Consider the following 14,532-nt stretch of genomic DNA (forward strand, 5'->3'; position numbering starts at 1 on the left):
GTTGTCCACAAGATACCACTTGTCTTCTAAATGTCTATCAGAACGAGGATCTATAGAACAATCATTGAAATTGGTAGATACCTCTTGCTACCGCATTGAGACCTATATATGCTGTCGTCCACCGCGCGCCGCCGCAAAGGTGTGGCAGGTCCCCCCGAGACCGCGCGTCCTCTCAGAGAGAAGGTCATGATGCGATCCGCCACAGCACCACTCGCCGCCCTCGCCGTCACCGCGCTGGCCCTCGGCCTCGCCGGTTGCGCCTCGAGCGGCGGAGACGACCCCGATTCCGTCACCCTCACGCTCGGCACCTGGCGCACGGAAGACGCCACCATGTGGGAGAACGACATCATCCCCGCGTTCGAGGCCAGCCACCCCGGCATCAAGGTCGAGTACGCGCCCATCGACACCAACGACTACAACGCGGCCATCCAGTCGCAGATCGACGGCGGCACGGGCCCCGACGTGATCATGTGCCGCCCCTTCGACGTCAACCGCGCCTGGATCGACAAGGGCTACTTCGAACCGCTCGACGGCCTCGACGCGATCGGTTCGTTCCCCGAGTCCGCGCTCGCCGCATGGGAGGGCGATGACGGCAAGCCCTACTGCGTGCCTGTGGCGTCCGTGCTCGCCGGCTTCTACTACAACACCGCGATCTTCGACGAGCTGGGGCTGAAGGTGCCGCAGACGCAGGACGAGTTCATCGAGGTGCTCGACGCGATCAAGGCCGACGGACAGTACGCCCCGCTCGCGCTCGGCAGTGCCGACGGCTGGCAGCTCGCCTACAACATGCTGTACCAGGTCGGGCCCAACGCCTGGAAGGGCGAAGAAGGCCGCCTCGGACTCATCGACGGCACCCAGAAGCTCACCGACCCCGACTTCGTCGAGGGCTTCCGCATCTTCGACTCGTTCAAGGACTACCTCCCCAACGGCTACGAGTCCATCTCCTACGAGGACATGACGCAGCTGTTCACGCTCGGCAAGGCCGCGATCCTCCCCGACGGCTCGTGGCAGATCTCGCAGGTGACCTCGACCGGTCTCGACGTGGGCGTCTTCGGTGCTCCGCCCGCGGCAGAGGGCGACCAGCGCTACCAGCAGGAGATGGCCGACATGGCCTTCGGCTTGAACGCCGCCAGCAAGCAGAAGGAGGCGGCCACCGAGTTCCTGGAGTGGCTGGGCACGAGCGAGTTCCAGCAGCTGTACGTGAACAAGCTGCCCGGCTTCTTCTCGATGGGCACCGAGCCCGTGAAGTACGACAACGAGCTGGCGCAGGAGTTCGCCGATCTGAAGGAGGGGGCCGAGCTCACCTCGCGTCTGGCCCTCGACCGCCTGAGCGCCGGACAGCCGCCGCTGGACGACGAGATCTGGCGCGTCGCTCAGCTCATGTACAACAGCGGGCTCTCGCCCGAAGAGGCGACCGCAGAGCTGCAGGCCGGGCTCGACTCCTGGTACACGCCCGCTCCGTGAGAACCCGGCCGGGGGCGGAGCGCTCCGCTCCCGGCCGCACCACCATCGCTCGCCGATCGAAAGACGACGCATGATCCGCACTCCCGCCCGATACCGCCTGCTGGCGATGTTCGTGCTGCCCGCCCTCGTGGTCTATGTGGCCTTCTCGGTCTACCCGCTCATCAGCTCGGTGGTGCTCAGCTTCTTCGAGTCGAGCGGGCAGGAGAGCGCGTTCGTCGGCGTCGCCAACTACGTCGACCTGTTCACGAACCCGACCACCAGCGCCCGGTTCTGGAACGCGCTCGGCAACAACGTCGAGTTCTTCCTCATCCACCTGCTGGTCGAGCTGCCGATCGGTCTGCTCATGGCGGCGCTGCTCACCTCGGGGCGGCTTCGTCGCTCGGTCGGCGTCTACCGCACGCTGCTGTTCATCCCGGCGACGCTCTCGGTGGTCATCGTCGGCTTCATCTGGCGCCTCATCATCAACCCGCTGTGGGGCCTTGTCGACTTCCCGCTGCTGGGCACCGAGGCCACCGCGCTGCCGACCATCTCCCTGATGTCGGTGTGGCAGTACATCGGGATCCCGATGATCTTCCTCTACACGGCGCTCCTCGCGATCCCCGACGACGTGATCGAGGCGTCCCGCATCGACGGAGCCGGATCCTGGACCGCCTTCTGGCGCATCAAGTTCCCGCTCATCGCCCCGCAGTTCGGGCTGATCGTGATCCTCACCTACATCTGGACCTTCAACGGCTTCGACATCGTCTACGCGCTGAACGGATCCGCCCCCGGGCCGAACTACTCGACCGACATCCTCGGCACCTTCTTCTACCGCTCCTTCTTCGGATCCAGCGGTCAGGTGGCCGACCTCGATCTCGGCGCCACCGTCGCGTCGGTGATCTTCCTCCTCATCCTGGTGACGACCGCCGCCTACTTCTGGCTCGTGCAGCGCCGACTCAAGACCTACGAGCTCTAGGAGCCGATGATGGCCATCGACACCCGCCCCGCCCCCGCCGCAGCACCGCGCCGCCCTCATGCCGAGGCCGCCACGCACACCCGGAAGCGTCCGCGCCGCGCCGGCGACGTGTTCGCCGGCGGTGGCGTGCATCTGCTGCTGATCGTGATGGGCCTGTTCTCGGTCGTCCCGATCCTGATCGTGCTGATGAACTCGTTCAAGACGACGCAGGGCATCTTCGGCGCCCCGTTCGCCCTGCCCGACGCGGAGACCTTCAACCTGCAGGGCTACATCAACGTCTTCACGCGCGGGAACTTCCTGCTCAACTACCAGAACAGCCTCATCGTCACGCTCGCGACCATCGTGCTCACGATCGTGCTCGGCACGCTCGCCGCATGGGCGCTCGTGGAGTACAAGGTGCCGATCACCCCGGTGCTGGCCGGGTTCTTCGTGGTCGGGATCATGCTCCCGATCCGCCTCGGTACGGTGCCGCTGATCAAGATCATGACCTCGTGGGGTCTGATGGACACCCTGACCGCACTCATCCTGGTCTACACCGCGATGCAGCTGCCGCTCGCGATCGCCCTCATGACCACCTACTTCCGGGCCGTGCCGAACGAGCTCAAGGAGGCCGCCCGCATCGACGGCGCGGGAGAGTGGCGCACGCTCGGGATCACGTTGCCGATCGTCCGGGTGGGCATCGCGGCGGTCGCTTCCATCACGATGCTGCCGGTGTGGAACGACCTGTGGTTCCCGCTCATCCTCGCCCCGAGCAAGCAGAACCAGACCGTGACGCTGGGGGTGCAGCAGTTCGTCGGACAGTTCCAGAACGACTACCCTGCCCTGCTCGCCTCGCTCACCCTCGGCGCGGTGCCGCTGGTGATCCTGTTCGCGGTCTTCTCGCGGCAGTACATCGCCGGGCTCACCAAGGGCTACGGCAAGTGAGCTGGCGGCGTCAGCTCTCGTGCCCGGTCGCACCCTGCGCGGCCGGAGTGCGTGCCGGGTCGAGGCCGTCGACCGCATCCAGGCCGCCCGTTACGAGCGCGATCACGGCGTCGAGCGTCGCATCCGCCGACAGCACGCGGGTGTGGCCGAGGCCGTCGGTGCGCAGCAATCGGGAGCGGGAGCCGTGCGCATCGTGCAGGCGGAGCGAGTCGCTGTCGGGCATCCGCCGGTCGTCGCGATCGTGCACGACCAGCAGCGCGGTGCCGTCGGGCAGAGGATGCGCGACCGCGTCGTAGCGGGCCGACACGGTCGCCGCGTCGATGCCGAGTCGGCGTCGGAACCGTTCGGCCAGGCGTGCCGTCGTCGGGGCGTCGAGGTGCAGCTCGCGGGCGAACTCGGCGAGGAAGGCGTCGGGGCTCGCCGCTCCGGCGATCGCGACGACGGCGGGTGCGGGCACGGTCGAGCGGGCGATGGTCAGTGCCGCCAGCGCCCCGAACGAGTGGCCGATGATCGCGACGAACGCGCCGTGAACGGCCTGCAGCTGCTCGGCGGCGTCGACCCAGTCGCGGATGTCGGTGCGCCGCCCGCGGGAGGATCCGTGTGCGGGGGCGTCGAACGCCACGACGTGGAAGCCCTCGGCGACGAGTTCCCGCACGAGCGGAGCGAACTGCGACGCCCGGCCGCGCCAGCCGTGCAGTAGCAGCACGGTGCGCGAGCCGCTGCCCCACTCGTAGGTCACGAGCTCGGTGCCGCGCACGGTCAGGTGTCCGCGTCGGGCGTCGGAGTGGGTCGCGGCATCCACATCGCGCACCGCCATCCGCGGCGAGGTCGTGAAGAAGAGACGGTAGGCGAGGTCGCCGGCGAGCGTCGGCGACACGGCAGCGGCGGTGTGGGGGCTGCGGGCGAGCAGTGCGGGAACGGACGGCATGGGGCTCCTTCGCCAGAACAATACGAACGATCATACGTATACTAGGCGAACGATCGTTCGTATACTAGGCGGATGAGGGAGACAGTGGCGCAGGACGGACGGCGAGCACGCGGCGATGCCTCGCGCCGCATCGTGCTGCACAGCGCGACCGACCTGGCTTCGGTCGAAGGGCTCGACGGGCTCAGCATCGGCCGGCTCGCGGAGGCGTCCGGTTCGAGCAAGAGCAGCATCGCCACCCTGTTCCAGAGCAAGGAGGGGCTGCAGCTGGCGACGGTCGCCGCCGCCCGCGAGATCTTCACCGCGCGGATCGTCGAACCGGCCAGGGAGCAGCCGCGCGGGGTGCGGCGCGTGGCCGCACTGCTGCACAACTCCCTCGCGTACTCGAAGGATCGCGTCTTCACCGGAGGCTGCTTCTTCGCCGCGACGGCCGCAGACGTCGACTCCAAGTCCGGGCCGGTGCGCGACGCCGTACGGGCCGCGCTGATCGATTGGTACGGCTACGTCGAGGCGCAGCTGCGCCATGCGGTGGACGCGGGAGAGATCGAGGCGGATCCCGAGGTGCTCGCGTTCGAGCTGGTCGCGTTGAACGAGGAGGCCAACTCGCGTTCGCTGCTGATGGACGACGCGCGGCCCTACGCGCTCGCGGCCGCCGCGATGCGCGCCCGCCTCCTCGCCGCAGGTGCTCCCGCGGCCTCCCTCGCCCCTCTGGCAAGCCCCGAGCCACCCCCTTGAGGTCGAACCGGCCCGGTGGGGAGGGTCTCAAGGGGGTGGCTCGGGTGTAAGGGGGTGGGTCGCCCGGAGGTGCGGGCGGTTCAGGCGTCGCGGCCGCGCGTGAAGCCGGCGTCGAAGCCGCGCTCGTAGGCGTGCTGTGCGATCCGCTCGGCGCGCTGCGGACCGTGGCCGCGGTGGCCGTGGTCACCACGACCGGGGCGGCCGTGACCGCGGTGATCCGCTCCGGGCTCGCTGTGACGGCAGTCGTGCGCGGCATCCGCATCCGGGCCGAAGCCCGGGCCGAAGCCGCGACCGCGTCCGTGCTCGGGATCGCCGTCGAAGCCGCGTCCGGGGCCGAAGCCCGGGCCGAAGCCGCGTCCGAACGGGCGGCCGAAGCCACGGGGGAAGTCCCGCCCGTGGCGCGGTCCGCCGAAGCCGTGCCGGCGTCCACGGGGAAGAGGAGTCTCCTCGTCCCAGCCGAACGCGCGGGCGATCTTCTCGAGCGAGGCCAGTGTGGTGGCCATGTCCTCGGGGGACACGGCGTCCGCGACCTTGGTGCGGATCTCGTCGACGAGTGCGCCGAGGCGCTCCTTGGCGGCGCGACCGTCGTCGGTGAGCGTCCAGCCGTCTCCCTCGGGGGTGATCCAGCCGCGCTCGACGAGGCGGTGCAGCTTGTGGCCGTTCAGCGGGCGGTCCGACGGCGCGGTGCCGTCGACGATGTTGAGGATGCGCCAGTCGCGACGACTGGCGTGCTCACCGTCGAAAGCGGTGGCGAACTCGGCCGACATGAGGCGGTCGGCGGCCTTCAGCCAGTAGCCGAAGGGGCGGGTGGTGTTCTCGGGGTTCTGTGATTCAGAGGTGTTCATGAGTGAAGTCCTTAGTTGTCAGTGTGCATGTGTATGCCACAGTGCATGTACATGTAGTGTGACATGAAGATTGAATGCATGTCAAGTCGCATGTAAAATCGACATGTGACCCCCGAAGCCCGTGACCCCTCCGCGCAGGATCCCGCCGAAGCCATCGCCCAGGCGCTGTCCCGCCTGCGTGGCCGACGTCCGGGCGGCCCGGGAGAACGCGGCCCCGGTGGTCGCGGTCACGGCGGACCGCACGGCTGGCATGGCGGTCCCCGTGGCGGCGGGGATGACCCGCGAACCCCGTTCGACCAGCACCGCGGACACCCCGGGATGCCGCCCTGGATGGCGGATCCCTCCGGGCGCCTCGGCGGTCCCGCGCGCATGCGGATGCTGGAGGCCCTCGCCGCGGCATCCGCTCCGCTCAGCGTCAGCGACCTCGGCACGGCGATCGGCGTGGATCAGCCGCGTGCCTCCCGACTCGTGCAGCAGGGCGTGGAGCGCGGCTTCGTGCGACGCGAAGCCGATCCCGACGACGCGCGGCGCACTCGCATCGCGCTCACGGATGAGGGACGGCGACTCGCCAAGGGCATGCGCGGCGAACGGCGCGAACTGCTCTCGACCGCGCTCGCGTCCTTCACCGACGAGGAGCGCGTCGAGCTCGCCCGTCTGCTGAACAAGCTCGCCGACAACTGGCAGCGCTGAGCGGGGCCGCTCTACCGGCGGAGGGCTCCGACATCCGCCGCGACGTCGAGAGCGGCATCCACCGGGATGGCGGTGTCCGCCGACGCGGCGAGCAGCATGCCCGTGGCCACGATCGTGACCGTCCCCCGCGGCGACAGGAGCTGCACGGAGCCGACCTCGCCCAGAGTGTCGCCCTCGCCGAGCAGGAGCACCCGTCCGTCGAGCGCTTCGGCACGCGGATCGTCGGTCGCGCCCGCCAGCGTCCGCAGTTCATCCGCACTCCACGTCGTCCCATCGATGCCGACGGCGAGGGAGGCGTAGTCCTCGAGGGCCGTCGAGGCCGAGGCGACCGCGTCGTTGATCCAGACGCACGTCGTGCCGGAGGAATCCTCCGAGGAGTCATCGGGCGAGAAGACGAATCCCGCCGTGATCGGGGCGGCCAGCGGTTCGATGTCGGCGCACGTGATGAGCGCGTCCGCCGGCTCCGGTGCCGTCTCGGTCGCCTCTGCAGGGTCGCGCGTCGAGGCGGGGGCTTCCGTGCTGGGTCCCGACGAGCACCCGGCGAGGAGGAACACGGCGGAGACGGCGAGGGCGCCCAGTCGGGCAGCGGATGTCGGGCGCACGGTCGTCATCCTCCCACACCCCGCCACCTGTGTACCGGGACCGGGACTCAGTGGGGCGCCTTCACCGGGAGCAGCAGCAGGAAGCCGGCGATCAGCACGACCACGATGCCGAGGATCCCGTACGCCGTCTGGCTGGTCAGCGCGATGAGGATCGTCCAGGCGCCGGAGGCCATCCAGCTCGCCGCCCGGCCGGTGGTGGCGTAGAGGCCGAAGATCTCGCCCTCGCGGCCCGCCGGGGTGACCCGGGCGAGGAACGACCGTGCCGCCGCCTGCGCAGGGCCGACGAACGCGCACAGGATGAGCCCGCCGATCCAGAACACCATCGATCCGGCGTCACGGAGGAAGAAGACCGCGAGCCCGGCGACGACCATCGACCCGATCGAGGCGAGGATGATCCGCTTCGGGCCGAGGCTGTCGTCGAGGCGACCGGCGGCGATGGTCGAGACGCCGGCGATCAGGTTCGCGACGATGCCGAAGATGATGATGTCCTGCGCGCCGAACTTGAACACCGCGGTGCCGATGATCGCACCGAACGCGAACACGCCGCTCAGCCCGTCGCGGAACACCGCGCTCGCCAGCAGGTACCAGAATGTGGGCCGGGTCTCCGGGTCGCGGTAGAGGCCGGCGACGTCCTTCACCAGCAGCGGGTACGACGCGAAGAAGCCCACCTTGCGGTCCGGGCGTCCCAGCGACGGCTCCGGCACGTTCAGGAAGATCGGGATGCTGAAGATGATCGCCCACACCGCGCACCCGACCGCGATCAGTCGGTAGGCGAGGCCGTTGTCGGTCGACATGCCGAACCAGTCGAACGTGTCGAGCACGACCACGATCACCAGGGCGATGATGCCGCCGAGGTAGCCGAATCCCCAGCCGAGGCCGGAGATGCGTCCGACGTTCTTCGGGTTCGCGATGCCGATCAGCATGGCGTTGGAGTTCACCGCGGCGATCTCCTGGAACACGGTCGCCGCCGAGATGAGCGTGACGCCCAGCCAGAACAGGCTCGGAACCGGCTCCACGAACCACAGCCCCAGCATGCACAGGATCAGCGCGCCGGTGCCGATTCCGAGCCACAGCTTCTGCCGTCCGGCCGCGTCCGCGCGCTGACCGAGCACCGGGGCGAGCAGCAGGATGCCGAATGCCGCGATGGTCGAGCCCAGACCGAGGCCGGAGGCGAGGTCGGCCTCCGCCGCGAGCCGGACGGGGTCGCTCGGGTCGAGCGCGGCGACCTCGGGCGGGAGGAAGCCTTCGCCGACGAGGTAGAGGGCCGTGAACACGAACGTGAGGATGACGGTGTTGAACGGCTGTGTCGCCCAGTCCCACAGCGCCCACGAGTAGACCTGCTTCTTGGGCGCCGGGGTCTCGCCGCGCAGGTCGAGGCCGGCGACGGCCACGGCGCCGGTGTTCGCGGTGGCCGCGGGCTCGGGGGCGACCGGGCGAGGTTCGGGTTCGCTCATGGGGGAAGTCTGGCGCTGTCGGGTGAACGCCCGGTGACGGCGCGCCGCATCGATCTCGTCGGTGCGGGATCAGAAGCGCTCCGCGGATGGCCCGCAGCGGCACGTTTTCGAGCCCGCAGCCGTGCGGTTCGCGCTAGTCGGTGCGCAGGGGGCGGAGGGTGCGGGCGTAGTCCTCCTTCAGAACCGCGAGGTGCAGCCACGCCTCGATGCGCGTGACGCCCGGCAGCGCGCGCAGGCGCTCGAGACTGGCATACAGGGCACCGGCGGACGGCTCGACGAGTGTGGCGACCGCGTCGAAGCGGCCGAGGGTGCGCGCCGCGAAGTCCACGCCGCGCCCGCGGCGCAGCTCGTCGATCACGGCCTCGTCGTCGTCGCCGAGCGTCATCCCGACGCCCATCGACAACTGCCGATGCGCGAGCCCGCGTGCCTCGACCGCGCTGATCTTGATCACCCCGGCGTCGATGAGCCGCTGCACCCTGGTCGCGACGGCCGAGGGAGAGAGGCGCACCTCCTCGCCCAGGGCACGGAAGCTCTTGCGCCCGTCGGCCTGCAGCTGCTCGATCAGAGCCTCATCGATCGCGTCGAGCGTGACGCCGCCGTGGTACTCCGACACGAAGAAGCCCTTGATCACGGTCGAGTAGATGATGGTGCTGATGTCGAGCACGCCGTCGATCGCACGGATCAGGGCGAGCAGGTCGTGCAGCTCCGACATCGACCCGACGCGCACCTCGGTGACCACGTCGTGCGCGCCGCCGACGGCCGACACCAGCACGGTCTCGGTCATGTCGCGCAGGTGCTCGGCGACCAGTTCCACGGCGCCGTCGGTGCGGATGGAGACGTGGGCGAGCACGTGCTGACCGAGGAAGACGGGGTCGACGGCGGCGACCACGCGCACGGTCCGATCCGCGAGCATCGTCCGGAGTCGGGCGGCGACGGCGGCCCGCGACTGGCCGAGTCGCTGGGCGAGGGAGAGGATGCTGGCGCGGCCGTCCTCCTGCAGCGCACGGATGAGCTCGGCGTCGAAATCCACTTTTCTCGCACCTTCCCGTTTTCCCCGGATGCGCACGGTCGACCGTGCGCATGAACAGTGTAGGAGAGGGTTCGACCGCCGGGAAGGCATGCATTGCATCGATCCGCGATCAATACTTCAGTGAATCCTCGTTCTTGCTGGAGTTCTGCCCTTGCTGGCGGGGCTGCATCTCCGTAGCATCCTTCGCTATCCGACATCTTCCGCAAAGGAGCGGGCACCCCCATGACATCCACCCCCACCACCGGCACCCACAGCCGGGCCCGACGCGCCGGCATCGCCGCCTTCGTCGGCACCACCATCGAGTGGTACGACTTCTACGTCTACGCGACCGCCGCCGCGCTCGTCTTCGGTCCGCTGTTCTTCCCGAGCGGCGACCGGCTCGCCGAGACCGCAGCGGCCTTCGCGACGTTCGCTGTCGCCTTCCTCGTCCGCCCCCTCGGCGGCATCATCTTCGGCCACATCGGCGACAAGCTCGGCCGGCGCACATCGCTCGTCATCACACTGCTGATGATGGGCGCCGCCACGGTGCTCGTCGGCTGCCTGCCCACGTACGAGAACATCGGCATCCTCGCCCCGATCCTCCTGATCCTGCTCCGTGCGGTGCAGGGACTCGCGGTCGGCGGCGAGTGGGGTGGCGCTGTGCTCATGAGCGTCGAGCACGCCCCCGAGAAGTCGAAGACCTTCTACGGCGGCTTCACGCAGCTCGGCAACCCGGCCGGAGCACTCCTGGCCTCCGGCATCTTCGCGATCATGACCCGCATGGGCGACGACTTCATCATCAACGGCGGATGGCGCATCCCCTTCCTGCTGTCGATCGTGCTGGTCGGCGTCGGCTTCTGGGTGCGCTACCGCGTCGAGGAGACCCCGGTCTTCGAGGCGAAGGTCGAGGGCCGCAAGCAGTCGATGCCGCTGGCCTTCGCGCTGCGCACCAACTGGCGTCCGATCCTCCTCGGCATCGGCATCCTCCCGATCTCGACCGGCGGCTACTACCTCGCCACCACGTTCGCGACGGCGTACGCCACCGGTGAGCCGGTCGCGATCAGCGAGCAGGTGATCCTCGACGCCATGACGATCGCCTCCTTCGTGGAGTTCGTCGTGACCCTCCCCGTCGCCTGGCTGGGCGACAAGTGGGGTCGGAAGAACGTCATGTACCTCGGCCTGCTCACCTCGGTGCTCACGTTCGTGCCGTTCCTGCTGATCCTGCCCGGCCGGATCGAACCGCTCATCTTCCTGTTCGCCTCGCTGGTGCGCATCGCGATGAGTGCCACCTATGCGCCGATCGCGGCGCTGCTGTCGCAGATGTTCCGTCCGCAGGCCCGCTACACCTCCATCGCGCTGTCCTACGGCGTGGGCGCGGCGGTCTGGGCCGGATTCTCGCCCTGGTTCGCCACCCAGCTCATCGCCTGGACCGGGAGCATCTGGTCGGTCATCGCGATGTTCGTCGGCATGGCCCTCATCGCCGGGATCTGCACGCGCCTCGCACCACAGCACTCCGACGAGGCGCCCGTCACCTCCTCCTTCACCGCCCGCACCGACACGACCGCGAACAGGCTGCCATGAGAAAGCTCACCCCCTTCGACCGCTCCGCCCAGACGACGCCCCAGCTGATCACGGCTCGTGCCATCCACACCGCGGATGCCGACGCCACGACGGCCACGGCGATGCTGACCGACCGCGGGCGGATCCTCGCGATCGGCACGGCTGCCGAATGCGCGGCGGTGGCCGAACGTGCGGGTCTCGCTGCGGAGGCTGTCGACCTCGGCGACGCGGTGGTCGTCCCCGGGTTCGTGGACGCGCACGCGCATCCGCTCATGTTCGGGCAGATGATGAGCTGGGTCGACTGCGGGCCCGAGAAGGCCGGCAGCATCCCCGAGATCGTGGCGCTGCTGAAGGCCGCGGTGGCGGACCTCCCCGAGGGGCGTCCGGTGCGCGGCTACGGCTACGAGCAGCGCAACCTCGCCGAGAAGCGCCACCCCACCCGGTTCGAGCTCGACGAGGTCGCGGCAGACCGCGAGGTGTACCTCATGAACGCGTCGGGCCATGGCGGCGTCGTGAACTCGTACACGCTCGACATAAATGGCGTCGACCGCGACACCCCGAACCCGGACGGCGGCGAGTTCTTCCGCGACGCCGACGGCGAGCTGACAGGCGAGCTGTCGGACGCGGCGTGCAACATCCTCACCGGCGTGCACGGCGTGAAGATCGGCCACCACGGCCCGAACTTCCACCTCGCCGATGAGCCGGAGGAGCACCTGCGTCAGCTGGACGCTGCGACGCAGCGCTTCCTCGCCGGCGGCGTCACCTCGATCGGCGACTGCCAGGTCACGCGCCGCGAGTTCAACATGTATCTGCGCCTCGCCGAGGCCGGTCGGCTCGAACTGCGCGTGTCGATGTACCTGCTGTCGCATCTGCTCGACGAGGCGCTCGAGATGGGTCTGGTCGGTCAGTTCGGCAACGCGCACCTCAGCTTCGCCGGCATCAAGTTCTACGCCGACGGAACGCTCGGCGGCTGGACCGCGTACTTCCCCGACGGCTACGTGGGCGACCCGTGCCGCACCGGACAGCTCTACCACGAGCCCGCCGAGTACGCGGGGCTCATCCGCAAGGCGCACGCGGCGGGGCTGCAGACCGCCACGCACGCCCAGTCGCCCACCGCGATCGAGATGGTGGTGTCGGCGATCGAAGCCGCGCTCGCCGAACATCCGGATGCCGATGCTCGACACCGCATCGAGCACTGCGGCCTGCCCACCCCCGACCAGATCGCACGGATGGCCGCCTCCGGCATCCGTCCGGTCAACCAGCCCCAGCACTACTTCAACTGGGGCGAGGGCGTCGAGGAGGCCATCGGCACCCCGGGCGAGCGCTTCAACCCGCTCGGCGAGTTCGAGCGGGCGGGTGTGCCGATCACGATCTCCTCGGATGCTCCGGTCGCCGAGCCGATCCCGCTCGAGGCCATCCAGACCGCGGTCACCCGTGTCACCCGTCGCGGCCACAAGCTCGGACCGGACGACCTGCGCGTCTCGGCACTCGCCGCCCTCCGCGCCCACACGATCGAGGGCGCCGTATCGATCGGGCGCGAAGACGACCTGGGTTCGCTGGAGGTCGGCAAGTACGCCGATTTCGCGGTGCTCTCCGACGACCCGCTGGCCGTCGCGGCGGAGGACATCGCCGCGATCACGGTGCGCGAGACCTGGGTCGACGGCGTCCCCCGCCACGTGCGGGCGCGCGCGACCGTCGACGCATGAGCGAGGATGCGACCATGACCGCCGACACCGCCGACACCGCTGCACCATACGCCGACACCGCGGGGCGGGCCGTGCTCGAGACGATCCGCGCTTACGGCGTGACGGCCATCTTCGGCATCCCCGGCACGCACAACCTCGAGCTGTACCGGCCGCTCGCCGACCTCGGCATCCGCGCCGTGACGAACCGCCACGAGCAGGGGTCGGGCTACGGCGCCGACGGCTGGGCGCAGCAGACGGGTCTTCCCGGGGTGGTCATCACGACCTCGGGCCCCGGCCTGCAGAACGCCATGAGCGCGATCGGTACGGCGTTCTGCGAGTCGCGGCCGCTCATCGTGCTCTCGCCCGGCGTGCCCCTCGGCGCCGAGTTCGCCGACGTCGGCACCCTGCACGAGACGAAGGATGCCACCGCGATGGTGGGGGCGATCGCCGAGTGGTCGCGCCGGGTGTCGAGCGCGGCGGAGGCGGTCGAGGCCGTGCACGATGCGTTCACGCAGTTCCGCACCGGTCGTCCGCGTCCCGTGCACATCGAGATCCCGCTCGACGTGCTCGAGGCACCGGCCGACGTTCCTGCCGAGGCGCGGCGGCCGCGCCCGGTCCCTGCCCGGGTCTCCGGCGATGCGGGTGCGCTCGCCGAGGCGTCGCGTCTGCTGCGCGCCGCGAAGACCCCGGTCATCGTCGCGGGCGGCGGAGCGGTGGACGCCGCGTACGAGGTGACCGCGCTCGCCGAGCGTCTCGGTGCCCCCGTGCTCACCACCCTGAACGGCAAGGGCGTGGTCGACGAGCGGCATCCGCTGTCGCTCGGCTCGAACCTGCGTCTCGCCGCGGCCCGTGCGGTCGCGGAAGACGCCGACGTGCTGCTCGTGGTGGGGTCGAAGCTCGGTGAGGCGGAGCTGTGGGCGCCGCGGCTGGACGCGCACGGCGCCGTGATCCGCGTGGACATCTCCCCGGCGCAGCGCGACAAGAACCTCACCGCGACGGTCGGGATCACGGGCGATGCGGCGGCGGTCGTCGCGGCCCTGCTCGCGGGGCTCCCGGACGGCGGCTCCGAGTCCCGCGATATCGCAGCGGAACGCGCGGCGATCGACGCCGAGATGCGCGAGACCGCCCCCGAGACGGTGGCCCTGGCTGAGATCATCGCCGAAGCGCTCCCCGACGACGCGATCGTGGCCGGCGACTCCTCGCAGATCATCTACATGGCACTGGGCAGCGTGCTGCGATCCGCGCATCCGCACTCCCTGCTCTACACCCCCACCTACGCCACCCTCGGCTACGGTCTGCCCGCCGCGATCGGCGCCAGGGTCGCGCAGACCGAGCATCCGGTGCTGACCGTGATCGGCGACGGCGCGCTCATGTTCTGCGTGAACGAGCTGATGACCGCGGTGGAACAGCACCTCGACGTCACGGTCGTGTGCGTCGACAACGGCGGCTACGCCGAGATCCGCCAGAACGAGGTCGACCGCGGCATGGCGCCCATCGGCGTCGATCTGGTGCAGCCCGACTGGGCCGCCCTCGCCACGGCGTTCGGTGCGACCGGACGACGCGTGTCGTCGCGCGACGACATCGTCACGAGCATCCGTGCCGCGATCGCCGACGGGGGAGTGCAGCTCGTGCACATCCCGCAGCACGCCCTCTGAGACTCTCTGACCCACTGACGAACAGGAAC

At 69.6% G+C, this 14,532-nt stretch carries 13 protein-coding genes; 8 read left to right on the forward strand and 5 right to left on the reverse strand.

Annotated features, from left to right (window positions below; all coding sequences use genetic code 11):
* Window positions 1-186: 186 nt before the first annotated feature.
* From WFM69_RS02620 to WFM69_RS02630, 3 genes are all read left to right on the forward strand, one after another.
* A complete protein-coding gene (locus WFM69_RS02620) occupies window positions 187-1,464 on the forward strand; it encodes an ABC transporter substrate-binding protein (protein WP_337001356.1) in 1,278 nt (425 codons plus the stop codon).
* Between the two features lie 70 nt (window positions 1,465-1,534).
* A complete protein-coding gene (locus tag WFM69_RS02625; RefSeq protein WP_337001358.1) occupies window positions 1,535-2,419 on the forward strand; it encodes a carbohydrate ABC transporter permease in 885 nt (294 codons plus the stop codon).
* Between the two features lie 9 nt (window positions 2,420-2,428).
* Window positions 2,429-3,343 carry a carbohydrate ABC transporter permease gene (locus tag WFM69_RS02630; RefSeq protein ID WP_337001360.1) on the forward strand — a complete coding sequence of 305 codons (915 nt, stop codon included), beginning with the start codon at window positions 2,429-2,431 and terminating at the stop codon, window positions 3,341-3,343.
* 10 nt (window positions 3,344-3,353) lie between these two features.
* Here the strand turns inward: WFM69_RS02630 and WFM69_RS02635 are convergent, their stop codons facing one another.
* Window positions 3,354-4,271 (reverse strand): alpha/beta hydrolase family protein, encoded by a 918-nt coding sequence (locus WFM69_RS02635; RefSeq protein ID WP_337001362.1) that lies wholly within the window; start codon window positions 4,269-4,271, stop codon window positions 3,354-3,356.
* Window positions 4,272-4,343: 72 nt separating this feature from the next.
* Here WFM69_RS02635 and WFM69_RS02640 point away from each other — a divergent pair, with 72 nt between their 5' ends.
* A complete protein-coding gene (locus WFM69_RS02640; RefSeq protein WP_337001364.1) occupies window positions 4,344-5,003 on the forward strand; it encodes a TetR/AcrR family transcriptional regulator in 660 nt (219 codons plus the stop codon).
* Between the two features lie 80 nt (window positions 5,004-5,083).
* Here the strand turns inward: WFM69_RS02640 and WFM69_RS02645 are convergent, their stop codons facing one another.
* Window positions 5,084-5,848, reverse strand: coding sequence for a hypothetical protein (locus WFM69_RS02645; RefSeq protein ID WP_337001366.1), 765 nt, complete (start codon window positions 5,846-5,848; stop codon window positions 5,084-5,086).
* Window positions 5,849-5,953: 105 nt separating this feature from the next.
* Between WFM69_RS02645 and WFM69_RS02650 the strand changes: the two genes are divergently transcribed.
* Window positions 5,954-6,538: a MarR family winged helix-turn-helix transcriptional regulator gene (locus tag WFM69_RS02650; protein WP_337001368.1), complete on the forward strand. Its 585-nt coding sequence runs from the start codon at window positions 5,954-5,956 to the stop codon at window positions 6,536-6,538.
* An 11-nt stretch (window positions 6,539-6,549) separates the two neighbouring features.
* Here WFM69_RS02650 and WFM69_RS02655 read toward each other — a convergent pair whose 3' ends face one another.
* From WFM69_RS02655 to WFM69_RS02665, 3 genes are all read right to left on the reverse strand, one after another.
* Window positions 6,550-7,140: a hypothetical protein gene (locus WFM69_RS02655; protein ID WP_337001370.1), complete on the reverse strand. Its 591-nt coding sequence runs from the start codon at window positions 7,138-7,140 to the stop codon at window positions 6,550-6,552.
* Window positions 7,141-7,187: 47 nt separating this feature from the next.
* Entirely contained in the window at window positions 7,188-8,594 is a 1,407-nt protein-coding gene (locus tag WFM69_RS02660; protein ID WP_337001371.1) for an MFS transporter, read from the reverse strand.
* 133 nt (window positions 8,595-8,727) lie between these two features.
* The gene (locus tag WFM69_RS02665) at window positions 8,728-9,624 is read right to left on the reverse strand and encodes an Lrp/AsnC family transcriptional regulator (RefSeq protein ID WP_337001372.1); all 897 of its coding nucleotides are present in this window, start codon (window positions 9,622-9,624) and stop codon (window positions 8,728-8,730) included.
* A 222-nt stretch (window positions 9,625-9,846) separates the two neighbouring features.
* Between WFM69_RS02665 and WFM69_RS02670 the strand changes: the two genes are divergently transcribed.
* Genes WFM69_RS02670 through WFM69_RS02680 form a run of 3 tightly spaced genes read left to right on the forward strand, consistent with a single transcriptional unit; the run spans window position 9,847 to window position 14,503 of the window.
* Window positions 9,847-11,184, forward strand: a complete 1,338-nt coding sequence (locus tag WFM69_RS02670) for an MFS transporter (RefSeq protein WP_337001374.1) — start codon at window positions 9,847-9,849, stop codon at window positions 11,182-11,184.
* Window positions 11,181-12,869, forward strand: coding sequence for an amidohydrolase (locus WFM69_RS02675; RefSeq protein WP_337001376.1), 1,689 nt, complete (start codon window positions 11,181-11,183; stop codon window positions 12,867-12,869). Before WFM69_RS02670 ends, WFM69_RS02675 begins: the two co-directional genes overlap by 4 nt.
* 14 nt (window positions 12,870-12,883) lie before the next feature.
* Window positions 12,884-14,503, forward strand: a complete 1,620-nt coding sequence (locus tag WFM69_RS02680) for a thiamine pyrophosphate-binding protein (RefSeq protein WP_337001378.1) — start codon at window positions 12,884-12,886, stop codon at window positions 14,501-14,503.
* The last annotated feature ends 29 nt before the right edge of the window (window positions 14,504-14,532 follow it).

The organism is Microbacterium sp. LB12, assembly GCF_037150835.1.
GTDB lineage: Bacteria > Actinomycetota > Actinomycetes > Actinomycetales > Microbacteriaceae > Microbacterium.

What these genes read in the sequence shown, in the direction of transcription:
- WFM69_RS02620 (WP_337001356.1), top strand. Translation starts at nt 187, where the DNA reads ATGATGCGATCCGCCACAGCACCACTCGCCGCCCTCGCCGTCACCGCG.
- WFM69_RS02625 (WP_337001358.1), top strand. Translation starts at nt 1,535, where the DNA reads ATGATCCGCACTCCCGCCCGATACCGCCTGCTGGCGATGTTCGTGCTG.
- WFM69_RS02630 (WP_337001360.1), top strand. Translation starts at nt 2,429, where the DNA reads ATGGCCATCGACACCCGCCCCGCCCCCGCCGCAGCACCGCGCCGCCCT.
- WFM69_RS02635 (WP_337001362.1), bottom strand. Translation starts at nt 4,271, where the DNA reads ATGCCGTCCGTTCCCGCACTGCTCGCCCGCAGCCCCCACACCGCCGCT.
- WFM69_RS02640 (WP_337001364.1), top strand. Translation starts at nt 4,344, where the DNA reads ATGAGGGAGACAGTGGCGCAGGACGGACGGCGAGCACGCGGCGATGCC.
- WFM69_RS02645 (WP_337001366.1), bottom strand. Translation starts at nt 5,848, where the DNA reads ATGAACACCTCTGAATCACAGAACCCCGAGAACACCACCCGCCCCTTC.
- WFM69_RS02660 (WP_337001371.1), bottom strand. Translation starts at nt 8,594, where the DNA reads ATGAGCGAACCCGAACCTCGCCCGGTCGCCCCCGAGCCCGCGGCCACC.
- WFM69_RS02670 (WP_337001374.1), top strand. Translation starts at nt 9,847, where the DNA reads ATGACATCCACCCCCACCACCGGCACCCACAGCCGGGCCCGACGCGCC.
- WFM69_RS02675 (WP_337001376.1), top strand. Translation starts at nt 11,181, where the DNA reads ATGAGAAAGCTCACCCCCTTCGACCGCTCCGCCCAGACGACGCCCCAG.
- WFM69_RS02680 (WP_337001378.1), top strand. Translation starts at nt 12,884, where the DNA reads ATGACCGCCGACACCGCCGACACCGCTGCACCATACGCCGACACCGCG.